The following is a 16,920-nucleotide window of genomic DNA, read 5'->3' as shown; positions in this document are numbered from 1 at the left end:
TTGTTATTTTTTAGATTAAAGTTTAGCTACTGGTTTTGTTGAGTTTTCTGGAATTATTGTAGCTCCATCTGGCAGACTTTCAAAACCCTTTAGTACAATTCGATCTCCTATTTTTATACCTTCTTTCACTAAATAATTACTACCGCTTTTTCCTGAAATTACAATAGGTTGTCTAGTTGCAGCATTCTTTTCATTTAAAAGAAATACAAAAAGCTTATCTTGAATTTCTATGGTGGCTTCTTGTGGTATAACAATCGTATTTTCATGTTCCATACTAATTTTCACCTTACCCGTGTTTCCAGATTTAAGCAATCCATTAGTGTTTGGAAATTTAGCTCTTAAAGTTATAGCTCCTGTTGTTTTATCAAACTGACCATCTACCATATCTATCTTTCCACTTTCGGAATATACCGAATTATCGGAAAGGACTAAGTCAACTGGAGGCAAGCTTTTTAATTTATCAGTAATTGTTTTTCCCTCAGTAAGCGACTTGAAACTGATAAAATCATTTTCTCCTAATGAAAAGTAGGCATACACCTCTTTTGTGTCTGATAGTCTAGTAAGTGCTTCTGGATCAAGTGGACTGATAAGACTTCCTTGTCTTCTTGGAAATCTTCCTATATAACCATTCACTGGAGCTTTTATTAAAGTGTAATCCAAATTAATACGAGCATTAGCTAAGATAGCATTAGATCGTGCTACATTGGCTTTTGCAATACTTAAATTTGATTGAGCTGTCTTTAATTGGTACTCTGAAACGACTTTATTTTGCACCAATGGGGTTAACTTATCTACCTCCATTTGTGCATTTATGGCAGCAGCTTCAGCAGCATTCAAACTAGCTTGTGCATTGTTATATTCTTGACGATAGCTATTGTCATTAATTTTAAATAAGGGTTGACCTTGTTTTACATAAGCTCCTTCATCAATAAATATTTGATCTAAGGTGCCACTCACTTGTGCTCTAATTTCAACATCTGTTTTTCCTTGAATCGCTACAGGATATTCAGTGGCTGTCGTTGCTGTACTATAAGCGATATTTAATACAGGTAAAGTTGGTGATGCTAGAGCTGGTGCATTGGCATTTTTATCTGTGCAACTAATTAAAAATAAAGCTAATATACTTAAAGAAGTAATTGTTTTCATAATTGAGAATGGTTTTGATTTTCTATGGTTTGTATTTGTTTTACTTGTTCTTTTTGGAATAAACGTTTCAGAATTCATGCTGATGTTAATTAAATTAAAAGGTTATGATATAGTCTGATTTCTGAAACAAACGTTTCAGAATCAGAGCTAGTTAAAAAAATTATTATTATGTTTCTTACTTATTTTTCTGAAATAAACGTTTCAGAATTTATGCAAAAAAAAACTATTTAAATATGTTTTTAATCAGAAATTCTGACATTTTTTTTATTTTGATTGGATTTTCATGAAGAATGTATGATTGCTTCCATCCTGTAAAAGATGTGGCAATATATTCAGCCATTAAGGCAGCATCTTCTGATGCATCCATTTCACCATCATCCATGGCTTTTTGAACTATTGTGGCCATAAATTCAATAAAAACATCATTGTTTTTACTCATTTGATTTCGTACTGTGGAATCATCTGGTGCAATTTCAAAAATGGTTTTCATTCCTAGGCATCCTTTATCGCAAGAAACAATCCAATCGGCTTTATCGGTAATAACTTTAATCAGAGCTTCTTTAGCTGATGTATGTTTGGCCACTTTTTCTTTCAGTTCCAGCATTGCATTATCAAAATAATTACTAATGCATTTCATAAACAATTGATGCTTATCTCCGATAGTGTTGTATAAACTACTTCTGTTAATCTGCATAGCATCTACAAGATCTTGCATTGAAGTAGCATTGTAGCCTTTCTCCCAAAAGACATTCATTGCTTTTTCAATTTTTTCAACCTCGTTAAATTCTACACAGCGTGCCATATAAATAAATTTATGGGACAAAGATAAAACTTTTTCTGAAACGCTTGTTCCAAAATTACTTTTTTTTCAAAAAAAATTTACATGTATTAGGAAAAGTAACTATAAAATAGGAAAAGTTAACTGTGTTATTGTTCCTACTTTTGATATGGAATTAATATTCAGTTTAGCATTAATTATTTTACTTCTTTCTAGTAAAGATTTCATTCCTAAGCTTTTAGATACTTTCATTTGATGTTCATAATCAAACCCTTTACCGTTATCTTCTATGACCACTTCAATTGTTGATTTCTTTTTATGAATGTCGATAGTTACGGAAGTGGCTTCAGCATGTTTTACAATATTATGTAACACTTCTTGTACTATTCTGTACAAGTGCAATGCTTTTTGATTATTTAAATAGTCATCAATATTTTCTATTTCAGCTGTAAAAAAAAGTTCAGTATTGGCATCAATAGTATTAATTAAATCGTTTATTCCTGCTGTAAAACCTAATCGTTCTAAGACAACGGGATGTAACCCTTGGGAAATAGTTCTTACATTTTGCAGCGTATCTTTGGCTAAAGCTTCCATACTGGCATCATTACTGTTTTTTGATTTACGTGTTAAGAGCATTAATTGTTGTCCTACGCTGTCATGTAATTCTAGAGCCACTCTTGTGCGTTCTTCTTCTTGTGCATTGATAATGTCTTGTGTAATTTGTGCTTGTCGTTTTAAAGCTCTTTTGTTCTTTTGATTTAAGTATAGTATTACCACTAAACCAAGACTAAAAATAGAAAGAAGCCAAAACCACCAAATTCTCCAAAAAGGATTTTTAATACGAATCGGAATCGTAAAGGGTTCTGATTGCCAAAGTCCATTTCCGTTATCGGCAGTAAATTCAAATTGATATTCTCCTGATGGAATATAGGAAAATACGGCTTTATTATCTAAGGAGGGTTGCGACCATTCATTTCCATCTCGTAAGCCTTTTAAACGATATTTGTATTTTATGTTTTCTGAGTTGGAAAAACTAACGGCTTCCATATCAAAAGTTAAATAGTTTTCATTATGAGAAAGACCGATACACTTGTTCTCTATTTTATCTTTTATAGATTCTGAAAATAACAATACATCATTTAGCTCTAAGGCAGGTGCTTTCTTATTTTCAACATACTGTTTTTCATCAAAAATAAACAATCCATTTAGTGTACTGGCCAATAGAATTCCCTCAGATGTTATTTTTAATCCATTATCTAAAATACCATTTGGAATAAAATTATCTCCAATTTTGTACTTTTTGATACTAACTGAATCTTTCTCTACTAATAAGGTAAAATTAACTTTACTAATTTCTTTTTTAGAAGCTAACCATAAATCATTTTTATGTACTTTCAATGCTTTATAGTCATTCCCAAAACGATCAATAGAATATGTTTTTACTTTAAACATTCCATTATACAAACTCACATGAAAAATAAATTTATCATTAAGTGCCACAAATTCATTCTCATTAATGGCATCAATAGAAGCAAAAATATCATGCTCGGAAGGGTTTAAACCTGGAATAATAGCAATCTTATTGTCTTTAAACTGTAAAATAGCAGCTAACTTAGTTAGAATGTAACGGTCACCTAAAGGAAAGATCTTAAATGTTTTTCTGGTTTCAATAATATACGAACTATCCTTAGTGAATACTCTTAAATCATCATCAATGGCCAAAAATGTTATTTTATCATCTTTGTAAATATCTAAATATGTTCCTTCACGAATAACTTCTGTTGTACCATTTTCTTTCATTTCTACAACCTTTTCATCGATGGCAATAAGTAAGGTGTTTTGTGGTGTCTTAACTATTCTATGAATTTTAGTATCTGGAAAAAGTATTTTTTCAATCTTATAATCATTAAGAATTACTACTCCTTTCTCTGAAGCTAAATATAATTTATTATTCCAATCTACTACATCTACAATTATCTCCGAAGGCAGCCCTTGCTTTGCTGTAAACAATTGCATGGATTTGTCTTTGAATTTAATTATCCCTTTGTTATAAGAAGCCAACCAATAATTATTTTCGGAATCTTTTATAAAACCATAAATATAGTTAGAAGGCAAACCATTATTCGTATTTATAAAATCAAAAGTGCCTTTCTCTTTATTAAAAAAACCTATTCCATTTCCTTCAAAACTAAGTCCTAGTGTAATACCATCCTCTTCTTGAATAATACTAAAAATTCTATTGCTATCAATAGCATGCCAATCTGGGACAAACTCCTTTATTTTATCATTTTCAAGGCAATACAAAACACCATAAGAACCTATCCAAACTTTCTTTTCTTTATCTATTACTACCTTATAGCAAATGTCATTAATCTTATGACTTTTACTGTCTATAACTTCAAATTGAAAAGGATTTAAAGTTATTTTTTTAACACCATTTTTTATAGAAGCTGCATAAATAGTGTTATCATCGTACCAAGCTGCACTAGTTGAAAATATATTTTCTCTATTTTTACTATAATACAGGATAGTAAACTTTTTATTTTTATAGTGTATTATTCCTCTATTACTAAAAATATAAATGCTTCCATCTTTTGCTTCTAGAAAGTCATTAATGGATCCAAATTTTTTAAAATCTATGGAAGAAGGTGTAGTGACTCTATCATTTTTAATAATACTAATGCCTTTAAAAGTACCTACCCAAATATTTTCTTTTGAATCTTCAAAAACTATGGGGCAAATATTGGAAGGCAATCCATCTTTTGTAGTATAATTTTTAAAGTCTTTACCATTAAAGCAACTTACTCCATTCACAGTAGCTACCCATATTTTTTTATTTTTTGCCTGTATAATTGAAAAAGTCTGACTATGCGCTAATCCTTCTTTAGTACTGTAGGATTTAAAATCGTAATTTTGAGTAAAAACAAAGGAAGAAAAAAAGAAAGTGATAAATAGAAGAACTTTTTGCATGTGTTTGTTTTTACTAAAACTCAAAAATAACTAAAAAAATGATACTATTATAATCAAGGAGTATACTTAAAGTAATAGTAAAGTATAAATTGAAAGTATTTAAAAAAATTATAATAAAAATTCTACTAAGCTTATCTTTTCAATAATTAGGAAAAGGATTAATAACAACTTCAATGGCAATAATTTTCGTTTCTAGAAGTCAAAACCTACCACTCACAATAGTAAACAAAAACCAACTACTACTCCATCTTATTTAGCAAATACTGATTAAAAAAACTCTTTGGATAATGATACCTAATTCAAACAACTCTGCCAAAACCACTAAAAAAATCCACTATGAATAGCTTTGACTGGATTTGACCGATTTTGACGTGTTTTGATGTATTTTGAATGGTTTAATAGGGCTTTATTCAGGGTTTGTTCGAGAGCGCTTCGAGGCAACACCAATAAAATGGGGCTTTTTAGCATCATTTTCCGAACAAACCTCGAACAAAAGACGAACGAAACTGCTACTAAACCCTATTTATTACTTGCCCCTTATTCTATAAAAAGATTGGATTGTTATTATTATTTATAACCTATGACTGTTATAATATATGCTATATATATACCTTATAAAGACGCTATATATACGCTATATATATTTAGTAACTTTATAGAAAATACACCTTTGTAGGTATTGACTAGTGTTTTTATAAATCTTACTTTTATGGTATGCAACGTTATTTTACGAGCACAAGTATTCGAAAAAACTAATCAAACAGGGGGTTATAACTCTAAAAACAGGTAGAAATACCTATTGGATACTGTTGCTTTATACAATAATTTTATATCTTTAAATACAACAAACTAAAACAACCCACATGAAAACAAAAATTACTCTTTTATTCGTCTTTTTAAGTTGCTATTTAGGTTGGTCACAAGAAACAAAGTTACTATTGCCCAATTTAGAAAATGAATTTACAGTAAGCCTAAATAAGGCAGACGATAACAGTATTACAGCGACGATTTCTGATTCTAAAAACAGTTCGATAATGCATGTTGTAAAAACTAGCGAAAATGCATCGGTAACGCAGTTTACCAATACTATTTTCTCTATTATTAGTGATAAAACCACTGATTATTATTTTAAAATACCGGCAACTTCATTAAAATTTAATGCAAAAAAAGAAAATTGTACAAAAGACTATTTTTTGAATGAATTTAAAAAAATAACAAAAGTTGATTTTATTACTTTAGTAAAACAGAACACTATTTTTAATAACGATACTGATACCACAACATTCAAAGAGTATTTAAAAAAAATAAACAAAAAGGATTCTGCAGCTGTATTCACAACCACTTCTCGTTATGCTTTTTATAAAAATGAGGATGACAGTGTAACCTTATATTTCGATAACAATAGCACTACACTTACAAAAATTGTAGACGAGAATACTTTTTATGATGCCCTTTTTGAGGAATATCATGACAATGATACTTTTTATAATGAAGTGTTATTAACGGAAACTGCTTTTGAAAAATACAAAAATACGGCTTTTGATACCCCAGCTAATCTTATCAAAATAGAAGAAGTTTATAATACTGTTGCTACTAGTGCTAGCAATTACTATTATTTAGGCAATTATACAATTAAAAACAGTACTACTACTGTAGAAGAAAGTGTAGCTGTTTCGGTATATAATAATTTCTCTGAAAATTTCTTTAAATTAAAAGTATGCAATGCATCCTATGATTGTAGTACAACTACTGAAATGCCAAACAACATACAAAAAGAAGTATTCTATGAAAGAATTCCATTTTTTTTAGGCAACTTTAACAATGAAAAATACACTATTAAAGAGTCGGAATTAGCCTTACTATACACCAGTTTGAAAAGCAAAAATGAGGTTAAAGTGTTAGAAAATAAAAATCAAGAATATGTGAATGAGTTAAGTGCTCTAGCAGATAAAATTGATAATTTGCAAACACAATATTCAGGTGTGATACAACTGAATAAAAAAATAAGAGTCTATGATGAAAATAATATTGAAAAAGAAAATCGTTTTTTTATCATAGAAGATGCCTATTTGCGTTTTTTTAATAATAAAGTAAAAGATGTAAAAATTAAAGGCTATTTAAATGACAAGCCAGCGCAAAAATTTAGAGTCTTAAATATACAATATAGTATTCCGATGCGTTCCTTTAGTAATTCTTTACAGTATGTTCCTATATCACCTAATGATGATGACGCGGATTATTTGTATATAAATGTCAATGATATTTTTGATTTTGATCATGACAGTTCTTGGAATTATTCGGTAAAAAATAAAGAATATGTTCTTACTCCTGAAAAACCAGTGAAGATAGAAGAACGTCAATTAATGGACTATTTTACAGCAGTAGTTTTTTCAGATTTTCTAGGATTAAATAATAATAACTCCAATGCCTTAATTCAAGCAGAAGGTAGGATAAAAATTCCCTTATGGATTTCCAATTATAGAAAAACAGCAGTTTTTAATGCTATTAGTACTGATGTAAATGCCACCATTTATAATGGTTCTGATGAAACCAATCGCTTGATTACTCCTATAGAAACAACTACTGTTGATGGTAAAACTAGCTTTACAATCCATAATTTTGATTATATTAAATTCAATAATATTAATGCGGGTATACACTTAGGGTTAATAAATGTAGAACTTAAAGGATTGAGTACCGAAGTTAATTTGGGATATGGACTACGTTATTATAGAGCTGGATTAAAATACATTGAAGATACTGCTGGAATAGATGTGATTAAAACCTATCAATTAAATGCTTTGTCTCATGAATTGCTAGTTAATTTTGAAATACGACCACAAATGAATTTTGGAGCCGACTTGAATCTTTGTTTGAATTGGTTAAATTCTAGAGGAGCTTCTGATGACATTTTAATTCATTTAAAAGATGCAGAAAGTGCCAATGATAAAAAAGTATTCCGTTTACAGTTAAACCTTTATAGTAAATTAAACCCTGATAAAACTAATGATGGCATCTATGCTAGAATTGGCGGCTTTTATCATTTGGCGGCTAAGGAATATTATCCGCAAATTTTAGTTGGGTATGCCACCAATTTATCCACATTTGTAAATAAATTTAAAAAAGGCAATTAAAGGCTGTATTTTTTTTAAAGAAAATGGGTTACCCTTACAAAATACAGTAATACAATATAGCGATGGGATGCCCATTATAGTAAACCGTAAAACTAATTCTTTTACGGTTTTCTCTTTGTAAAAACAGCTAAAAACACCTATACTCCTATTGCTGAAATGGTCTATTTTTGGTAGGTTTGGGAAATACTTACTAAATAGATGAGTAACAAATAAAACAAATTATTAGGGTATTAATTTCTATGTATTTTACTTGTATAATACCCTTGATTTATTGAAACATAATGACAAAATTCAATAACAAATATAAAATAGAATCTACCCGATTGCAACATTGGGATTATGGGCAAAGGGCGGTATATTTTATAACAATATGTACCGCAAACAGGGAACATTTGTTTGGAAAAATTGAAAATCAATATTTTTTTCCATCTGAAATAGGAAAAATCGTTGCACAAGAATGGATAAAAACACCTGATATAAGACCCGATATGAATATCGAATTAGGGAATTTATCGTAATGCCGAATCATTTTCATGGGATTATTTTTATTGGAAACAATGCATATAATGGTAATGACGCATTGCAATGTAGAGACGCATTGCAATGCGTCTCTACCGAAAATCCCGTTTCAAAAAATAAAACCAATGATGGATATAAAAACCAATTCGGGCCACAATCCAAAAATTTGGCATCCATTATCCGAGGATTTAAATCGGCCGTTACCGTTCAGGCACGACGCATCAATCCTAATTTTGGTTGGCAACCCCGATTTCATGATCACATCATCCGAAATCCAAATGCGTATGAGAATATTTCACAATACATCATTGACAATCCAAAAAAATGGAAGGAAGATGAATTTAATAAATAATCAATATGTCCTACAATAAATTACGGTAGAGACGCCATGCATGGCGTCTCCTATGACGTTTCAATAACATGACGTTTCAATATGACATTTCAAGGAATGGTTGAAATGAATGGGCAAAATGAATGGGCAAAAATGTATGTTGCAAACATATCCGATAAATCATGGTAAAAACGCATTACAATGCGTTCTCAATAACATGACGTTTCAATAATATGGCGTTTCAATACATGACATTTCAAGGAATGGTCGAAATACATTTTGCAAACATATCCGATAAATCATGGTAGAGACGCCATGCATGGCGTCTCAATGGATCGTTGAAATGAATGGTCGAAATACATTGTAATAAATGTGATGTAATAAATGACGGATGATAGGGAGACGCCAAGCATGGTGTTTCAATACATGGCGTCTCAATTAATGGTCGAAATGCATTTTGCAAACACATACGATAAATCATGGTAGAGACGCCATGCATGGCGTCTCAATAACATGGTGTTTCAATACATGACGTCTCAATGAATGGTCGAAATGCATTGTAATAAATGTGATTTAATAAATGTGATGTAATAAATGACGGATGAGAGGGAGACGCCAAGCATGGTGTTTCAACACATGTCGTTACAATAAATGGTCGAAATGTGATGTAATAAATGTGATGTAATAAATGACGGATGAGAGGGAGACGCCATGCATGGCGTCTCTACGGATAATGATATAAAAACAAATTTGGTTTACCATTCAAAAATGTAGGGGACAAAAAATACTATTTTTATTCTAAATGCGGGAAACCGTAAAACAAATCCCTGCATGGGTTTTATCTTTGTAAAAACAGGTAAAAATACGGGTATGGCTATTGCCGAAATGGTTTATTTTTGGTAGTGATTAAATTCAATGGAATTAGCAGAAAACAATCATTATTAAATGGTCATACCCTATAGAATTTAAAAATGCAAAAGAAACGGAACTTACTTATGAAAAAACATTACTTATTATTTATTTTGTTTATATCACAATTTATAATTTCGCAAAATTATGAATTAAAAAGAGAAGCACATCAATTAATTGAAAACAGAGCCTATTATTTAAATGGTGGATTAAATGCTTCTTTTGGGGGAAACTCTAGAACTTTTATAAAGATAGATTTACCACCAAATACAGTTGAATGGTATTATACTTTTTCTACAACTCAAGGGAAAAGTGGAACAAAAAATTTAACCTTAGCTATTCAATTAGTAAGTATGTTAAACGATCCAACTGGATTGTCATCAAAAGCATTATCTTCTTTTGATGTTCCAAGTGGTGAAGCATCTGCTGATATTTATTTACTAGATAATAATAATTTAAAAGGTTTCAGAGAAAAATATGATCAAAATGGGGGAACATTTAATTTTATTCCTGAAGGAACAGTACAAAATCTTAAACAAGCAATTGTGAAAGTAGATGATGTTAAAAGTGGAACTTGGTATCTAGGATTAAGAAACCCAAGTACTACAACTGGATTAAACATTAATATTGAAGTGGTAGCTATAACTGAAACCAAAGTTATAATTCCGAAATCTGATAAACAACAAAAAGCAGAATTATATACAAATCTAGGTTGGGCACAATTTGAAAGTGGAAAGTATGAAAAATGTATAGAATACTGTGACAAAGCGAATGCAGAATCAGAAATTGGAATCGCTTATGCAAATAAAGGATTAGCCTTATTGATGTTAAATAAAGATTCAGAAGCAATGGATGTGTACATAACTGCAATAACTACAATAAAAAAACAGCCTAATTCAACTTATTATTTACAAGGTGCTATTGATGATATAGATAAAGTTCTCAAATCAAATCCAAACATTGAAGGTGCGAAAGAGATTAAGCAAGTTTTATTGCAATCCTTTTAAATTATATAAGAATGTATAGAATAATAATTAGTAATTTTCAAGACCAACAACTTATTTCTCTTAAAAATTTACTGTTACCTTTGTTACTAAATGGTCAGGTTAGTGTTGGTGAAGTTGCAATGAGTTATGAAATGAAGGAAGAGATTTTGTGTAGGGTTGTTGAGGGAAATGTGGAATATAAAAAAGGTTAGGTATGTGGGGATTTTTAGTAAAATATTCAAATTTTTATGGAGAACAAGCTCCTGAAAACCCTTTAGAATTGATACTAGACATACCAAAAGGTGAACTTATAGCAACGATTGTTGCTATTAATACAAGATTAAAGCCTCCAACTTCTAATCATTTTGATGACTCCAGACAAACACAAATTGAATGTCTAAGAACCGTTTTTCTTGATAATAAAAATTCAATACAACAATCTTTTTGTTTATCATTAATTAGTAAATATCTTAAAAGACCACTAAACCATAATCTTTTCTCAAGAGTAACTTGTTTATATGCATTGCAAGAAATAATAAATCATGATGGTTTTGTGAACGAAACACCTGAATATAATTTTGATAATCGAGAAAGAATATTTAAATTTTTATTAATTGCCAACGATAAAATTTTAACAGGTGATAAAAATTATAAAAATGAAGGATATGAGCAATTAGGAAAAAACTTCTTTGAGTTTTTTATGTTTCGTGAATTACACCACAATCAATATAATGAATGTTCTAATGCCTTAAATATTTTCTATAAATCTTCTTTTCTTTTTAATATAATTGAAAACGATGATTTTCTTGGTCAGCACTTTAAAAACTATCTTACGTGGCATTATAATGTTGAAAGTATTAATGAATTAATTAAGCATAGTATTTGGACATTTATTAAAAGTAATGACGAAAGCCTTGGACTAAGATATATTAACGTTCCTGAAGATAATATTGATGCAGTAAAAATTCTTGATATATTTAGTTGTAAAGTTGAATATGAAATTCCACTAAAAAATGATTTAAAATTATTTGATTTTTTTCCGTTAAAAAAAAGCCCATTATTTAAAGGAAAACTAAAAGATGATAAAAAGATAATTAGTTATCTTATAATGGATGAGGGGCTTTATATTGAAAAAGTATATTCAATTTTCATGAATGATTTCTGGTTTGATTATTTAAAACCAAATGAAATTTGTACAAGAAAATATTGGGGTAGTTTTATAGGTTCTAAATTTTATGAACCTTTAATTGAAGAAATTTTAAAAGAATCATTTTCAAATACTCCAAACGTTATTTTAAAATCTACAAATCAACTCTTATTTAACATTGGAGATGGTTTAATTGAATATGCTGATTTTTATGTGAGAGAAAAACAAAATGTGGCTTTATTTGAAGTAAAAAGTGGCTTTATTCAATTGATCGATGGTTATAAAACTGTTAAAACAATTGAAGATTTTAAGAAATTAGATTTAGATAAATTTAATAAAGATTATGGTTTAACTCAGCTAGCAGAAAAAACTATAAAAAAGTTTCATAACTATAAAAAAGAAATTAAAGATTCAGGACTACATTTAAATAAAAAAGTGCAAATTTATCCCGTAATTGTTGTAAATGATCCAATAATAAGTTCAAGTATTGTAACTTTTGTGTTAAAAAGAAAATTTAACGAATTACTTGAAAAAGAAAATATTATTAGAAAAACTAAAGAACATAATATAAAGGATCTGTGTATCATAAATGTTAGCCATTTACAAGAAATGGAACAAAGTTTAAAGGATAAAAAAATTAACTTTTTCAATATTTTAGACTTATATTTATCAATGTCTGATTACAAAAATAGAGCAAATCAAAAAAATCATAATTATCTTAGAACATTTAATCATGTATTAAATATTAGAATTAAAGATAATTTAATTGCAGATCGAATTAAAAAGATTACTAATTGGTTAGAAGAGTAATATTATGAGAGGATTCAAATTATTAGCAATAAGATTTTTAAGGCATTTTGATAAAATCTCATAAAAATACATAAATGGGAATCCATTATTAAAATTTGAAGATTGGAAATAAAAGTATAGATTATATTTTATTAAAAAATAAATTATGACATTTCACGAAAAGATATTATCAGAATTATTATTATATAAAGAAACTCATCCTGAATTTCGATTTATACCAAGGCAACGAAATACCAAAGGTCGCTTAGAACAAGGGTTTTGGTTTCAAGGTAATGAAAACTATGCTTTTGTCGGTTTAATAGATAGAAGTGGAGGTTCTAACATGACTAGAAGTGTTGGACTGGTTTTTTGGGAAACCGATGATTATCTAGAATTTTCAATTGAAATAGTTCATAAAAATGAAAAAGATATTGAAATATTAAATTTATATGAAAAGTTAAAATCTCAAATAGGAGAATTTACTGAAGCAAACTCAGAAAAATTTAATAAATACATTGGTGATACTTCAGAAGGATTCAATACTGTATTTGATTTTTTGGATGTTTATTATCCTAAAATAGTTTCCATTTTTACAATATCAAGTCATCCCAATCTAATAATTGACGAAAACAAGTTTCAAAATTTATTGTCAAAAATTAATTCTTATAGGATAGAATTAAAAAATAATATTAACAAGTTACTAATCAATATAACTTGGAACAGTAAAGATTGGAAAGAAGAAAGTAGTGATGCAAGTAACCATCGTTGGGTTAAAGATGGAGGTACACCAGGAGAAAGTTTAAATTTTGCTAAAGATGCAGAGGGTAATACAGAAGAGCATATTTATGGTTATGCAAAATTTACTCATCAACCAAAAATTGATGGCAGTAGCATTTTTATATTTTATTCACAAGGTAAAATTGTTGGTTTTTATGGTAATGCTGAATTAACTAATAAAGAACTTGAAGAAAATATTGTTTTAAACCTAAAAGGTGACCAAAAATTAAGTTTTGTACTACACAATAAAATAGATAACGCTAAAGAACTTGGTTTTTTAGAAGATAAAGAACGAGTTGGAATGATTAATTTCAACTATTTAGAACATGATAAAACGGTTATCTCAATTCTTAACAAAGCATTAGAACTGAATCCAAATCAAGAAACTGAAATTTTAAGATTAAAAAGTTGGTTCATTGAAAAAACAAATTTTAATGAAAACAACGTTGATATAAATAAAACTATGCAAGAGACAAGCTTAAATCAAATTCTTTATGGTCCTCCAGGAACAGGAAAGACCTATCATACCATAAATAAAGCATTATCAATTATAGAAAATAAATCAGAAGAAGAATTACAATTAGAAAACAGAAAAGACATAAAAAACCGTTTTGATGGTTATTTAAACACTGGACAAATTGTGTTTTCTACGTTCCATCAAAGTATGTCGTATGAAGATTTTATTGAAGGAATAAAACCAATAATTGAAGAAGATGAAAATGAAAACAAACAGGTTTTGTATGATATTGTAGATGGGCTATTTAAACAAATTGTAGAAAGAGCAAAAAAAGAAAGAACAGAAACTAAAGAAATAATAGAAACTTATAACTTTGATGATGCATGGAATGATTTAGTAGGTGAATCAAAAAAACAATTGGAAGAAAATGTCCCTTTACAACTTTCTATACAAACACCACATCTTGGTTTAAAAGTAGTGGAAGTAACTGATAAAGGAAACTTGAAATTAAAACCTATTTATTCTGAACAAGCTAAAGAATATCTTGTCTCATTTGATAGAACTAAAAAACTGCAAAATGTTTTTTCAGACCTATCAATGGTTAAAAATATAGATAAAGAATTCAGAGCAGTTATTGGTGGATCAAATTCCACGGCTTACTGGTCAGTTTTAAACTATATTAATAACAAAATTAATAGTAATAAAAAATCAATAATTACTGAAGTGAAAGCTAAAAAAGTTCCTCATGTTTTAATCATCGACGAAATCAATCGTGGTAATGTCTCACAAATCTTTGGAGAGTTAATTACTCTAATTGAAGAAGACAAACGTTTGGGTAAAGATGAAGCTTTAGAAGTTACTTTGCCTTATAGCAAAAAGAAGTTTGGTGTTCCACCTAATTTGTATATCATTGGTACAATGAACACCGCTGATAGAAGTGTAGAAGCCTTAGACACTGCTTTAAGAAGACGTTTTAGTTTTGAGGAAATGATGCCTAAACTAGAACATTTGAGTCCTTCGGCTATGTATTGCAGGTTATTATGGAAATACAAAAATATTGAATGGGAAGATGAACCTTTTGTTTCTGAAGAAAAAAAATTATTTGATTTATTGGGAGTTACCCAATCTCTTCTTGATGAAAGAAAATTATTCTGGGAAGTAATGAAAAAAGAAAATACTCCCAAGAAATTAAACTATTTTGATAGTTATGATGAAGATTTTACGGGAATTAATCTAAAAACTCTTTTAGAAACAATTAATAATCGCATCGAAGTACTTTTAGACAGAGACCACACCATAGGGCATTCTTATTTTATAAAAGTAAACAATGTAAATGATTTAAAACATACTTTTAAAAACAATATTATCCCTTTATTACAAGAATATTTCTATGGAGATTATGAAAAAATAGGATTGGTTTTAGGAAAAGGATTTTTTGAAGAAGCAAAAAAATATAACAATAAAATATTTGCTTCTTTTGATACACAAAACTATCCTGAAAATGGTGCTATTTTAAGATTGAAAACAATTGATACCGATTTTGATATAATTGAAGCGATTAAAATTCTTTTAAGTAAAGAAGAAGAAAAAGTACCTACTAATGAGTAGTATTCAAGTATTTGAGCATAGTTTTCTTCCTATTGAAAAAGGAAAATTGGAACAACGTCATTTTGTGGCTTTGTCAAAACTCAATGCTTTGCACAATGATAAGTATTTTGATTTACGACACAATGGTATTAAATTCAAACAATTCGTTGGTGTTATTCAAGTAAATGGTCTAACGATTGAGATTCTACCTAAAATAGACAACGATGGTAAAGAGAAAAGTGTTTGGCATACTGCTCTAATTGAAATGCTTCGAGTTACTCGAAAACTAAAAGTACAAAAAGTAGATGAAGCGCATGTTAAAAAACAACAAATTCATTTATTAGACATTTATTTTGAATGGTTTTTAAATGAGGTACAACTCCTACTCCATCAAGGTTTAATTAAACAATATTATAAAGAAACTGGTAATGTAAAAGCCTTAAAAGGAAAACTAGAATTTGCGGGTCATATAGCTAAAAACTTGGTACATAAAGAACGTTTTTATACTACGCATCAGGTGTATGATAAAAATCATTTGGTGCATCAAATACTAGCACAAGCTTTGGATATTGTATGCAATTTATCCAAAGGAAATTATCTATATAGTAAATGTAAAACCATTCAACTCGATTTTCCTGAAGTAAAACCTATTAAAGCCAATGAGAGTACATTTTCAAAAATTCCAAAAAATAGAAAAACAGCTCCTTATGAAACAGCTTTAGCCATAGCTAGATTGATAATCTTAAACTATGCTCCTAATGTTCAAAGCGGTAATGAAAAAATGTTGGCTTTGTTGTTTGATATGAATTCGCTTTGGGAGGAATATATACTGGTACGACTAAAACAAGTAAATAATGATCTATCAATTTTAGGACAAACAAAAAAAGAGTTTTGGAATGGTGTTTATATAAAACCAGATATTGTAATTAAAAAAAGTAATGAAACATTTATAATCGATACGAAGTGGAAAAACATTGGGAATTCAAATCCTTCTACACAAGATTTAAGGCAGATGTTTGTTTATAATGACTATTGGAATTCTAAAAAGGCAATGCTATTATATCCTAGTACTTCCAATTCTTTTGATGGTTTTAAGGAATTTACAGGAAGAGAGCAAGAATGTGGTTTAGGAAGAATTTCTATTTTTAAAAATGGAACTGATAGTTTAGATGAAAATATTGGTGAGATTATTTTGAATTGGTTTGGGGTTGTTGAATAGAGATCGTTTAAGAACTACTAATGGGATGCTTACCAGTATAAGTTTGTAGAAGTAGTTTGTAAGATGCTGATTCGTCTAGGCGAACAGCATGACAAGATTGTGAGTAATGATGAATTAAAAGGTGAAAACTAAAAATTAAAAATGAGGAATATTGGGTGAGTTTCTTGTGGG

General features: G+C 29.1%; 11 protein-coding genes. 8 read left to right on the top strand and 3 right to left on the bottom strand.

The annotated features are described in order from the left end of the window. Positions 1-15: 15 nt before the first annotated feature. The 3 genes from ACULEV_RS05700 to ACULEV_RS05690 all read right to left on the bottom strand — a co-directional run bounded on the left by ACULEV_RS05700 (position 16) and on the right by ACULEV_RS05690 (position 4,894). Positions 16-1,146 carry an efflux RND transporter periplasmic adaptor subunit gene (locus tag ACULEV_RS05700; RefSeq protein ID WP_445457707.1) on the bottom strand — a complete coding sequence of 377 codons (1,131 nt, stop codon included), beginning with the start codon at positions 1,144-1,146 and terminating at the stop codon, positions 16-18. Positions 1,147-1,369: 223 nt separating this feature from the next. After that, positions 1,370-1,948 (bottom strand): TetR/AcrR family transcriptional regulator, encoded by a 579-nt coding sequence (locus ACULEV_RS05695; protein WP_445457706.1) that lies wholly within the window; start codon positions 1,946-1,948, stop codon positions 1,370-1,372. A gap of 99 nt (positions 1,949-2,047) precedes the next feature. Beyond that, positions 2,048-4,894, bottom strand: a complete 2,847-nt coding sequence (locus ACULEV_RS05690; protein ID WP_445457705.1) for a two-component regulator propeller domain-containing protein — start codon at positions 4,892-4,894, stop codon at positions 2,048-2,050. Between the two features lie 863 nt (positions 4,895-5,757). Between ACULEV_RS05690 and ACULEV_RS05685 the strand changes: the two genes are divergently transcribed. From ACULEV_RS05685 to ACULEV_RS05650, 8 genes are all read left to right on the top strand, one after another. Beyond that, positions 5,758-8,028 carry a hypothetical protein gene (locus tag ACULEV_RS05685; RefSeq protein WP_445457704.1) on the top strand — a complete coding sequence of 757 codons (2,271 nt, stop codon included), beginning with the start codon at positions 5,758-5,760 and terminating at the stop codon, positions 8,026-8,028. A 281-nt stretch (positions 8,029-8,309) separates the two neighbouring features. After that, on the top strand, positions 8,310-8,546 hold the full coding sequence (locus ACULEV_RS05680) for a hypothetical protein (RefSeq protein ID WP_445457703.1): 237 nt from the start codon (positions 8,310-8,312) through the stop codon (positions 8,544-8,546). Next, a complete protein-coding gene (locus ACULEV_RS05675) occupies positions 8,546-8,899 on the top strand; it encodes a transposase (protein ID WP_445457702.1) in 354 nt (117 codons plus the stop codon). The genes ACULEV_RS05680 and ACULEV_RS05675 overlap by 1 nt, the downstream gene beginning before the upstream one ends. Positions 8,900-9,873: 974 nt before the next feature. After that, positions 9,874-10,794 carry a tetratricopeptide repeat protein gene (locus tag ACULEV_RS05670; protein ID WP_445457701.1) on the top strand — a complete coding sequence of 307 codons (921 nt, stop codon included), beginning with the start codon at positions 9,874-9,876 and terminating at the stop codon, positions 10,792-10,794. Positions 10,795-10,805: 11 nt separating this feature from the next. After that, positions 10,806-10,985 (top strand): hypothetical protein, encoded by a 180-nt coding sequence (locus tag ACULEV_RS05665; protein ID WP_445457700.1) that lies wholly within the window; start codon positions 10,806-10,808, stop codon positions 10,983-10,985. 2 nt (positions 10,986-10,987) lie between these two features. Beyond that, the gene (locus tag ACULEV_RS05660; protein WP_445457699.1) at positions 10,988-12,730 is read left to right on the top strand and encodes a hypothetical protein; all 1,743 of its coding nucleotides are present in this window, start codon (positions 10,988-10,990) and stop codon (positions 12,728-12,730) included. Between the two features lie 145 nt (positions 12,731-12,875). Continuing rightward, the gene (locus ACULEV_RS05655) at positions 12,876-15,551 is read left to right on the top strand and encodes an McrB family protein (RefSeq protein ID WP_445457698.1); all 2,676 of its coding nucleotides are present in this window, start codon (positions 12,876-12,878) and stop codon (positions 15,549-15,551) included. Beyond that, positions 15,544-16,749, top strand: a complete 1,206-nt coding sequence (locus ACULEV_RS05650; RefSeq protein WP_445457697.1) for an McrC family protein — start codon at positions 15,544-15,546, stop codon at positions 16,747-16,749. Before ACULEV_RS05655 ends, ACULEV_RS05650 begins: the two co-directional genes overlap by 8 nt. The last annotated feature ends 171 nt before the right edge of the window (positions 16,750-16,920 follow it).

It is taken from the genome of Flavobacterium sp. HNIBRBA15423, assembly GCF_052655965.1.
This window is presented reverse-complemented; position numbering and strand designations above follow the sequence as displayed.

Excerpts from the sequence above, each read along its gene's own strand:
- ACULEV_RS05700 (WP_445457707.1), bottom strand. The coding sequence starts at position 1,146 with ATGAAAACAATTACTTCTTTAAGTATATTAGCTTTATTTTTAATTAGT.
- ACULEV_RS05695 (WP_445457706.1), bottom strand. The coding sequence starts at position 1,948 with ATGGCACGCTGTGTAGAATTTAACGAGGTTGAAAAAATTGAAAAAGCA.
- ACULEV_RS05690 (WP_445457705.1), bottom strand. The coding sequence starts at position 4,894 with ATGCAAAAAGTTCTTCTATTTATCACTTTCTTTTTTTCTTCCTTTGTT.
- ACULEV_RS05685 (WP_445457704.1), top strand. The coding sequence starts at position 5,758 with ATGAAAACAAAAATTACTCTTTTATTCGTCTTTTTAAGTTGCTATTTA.
- ACULEV_RS05680 (WP_445457703.1), top strand. The coding sequence starts at position 8,310 with ATGACAAAATTCAATAACAAATATAAAATAGAATCTACCCGATTGCAA.
- ACULEV_RS05675 (WP_445457702.1), top strand. The coding sequence starts at position 8,546 with ATGCCGAATCATTTTCATGGGATTATTTTTATTGGAAACAATGCATAT.
- ACULEV_RS05670 (WP_445457701.1), top strand. The coding sequence starts at position 9,874 with ATGAAAAAACATTACTTATTATTTATTTTGTTTATATCACAATTTATA.
- ACULEV_RS05665 (WP_445457700.1), top strand. The coding sequence starts at position 10,806 with ATGTATAGAATAATAATTAGTAATTTTCAAGACCAACAACTTATTTCT.
- ACULEV_RS05660 (WP_445457699.1), top strand. The coding sequence starts at position 10,988 with ATGTGGGGATTTTTAGTAAAATATTCAAATTTTTATGGAGAACAAGCT.
- ACULEV_RS05655 (WP_445457698.1), top strand. The coding sequence starts at position 12,876 with ATGACATTTCACGAAAAGATATTATCAGAATTATTATTATATAAAGAA.
- ACULEV_RS05650 (WP_445457697.1), top strand. The coding sequence starts at position 15,544 with ATGAGTAGTATTCAAGTATTTGAGCATAGTTTTCTTCCTATTGAAAAA.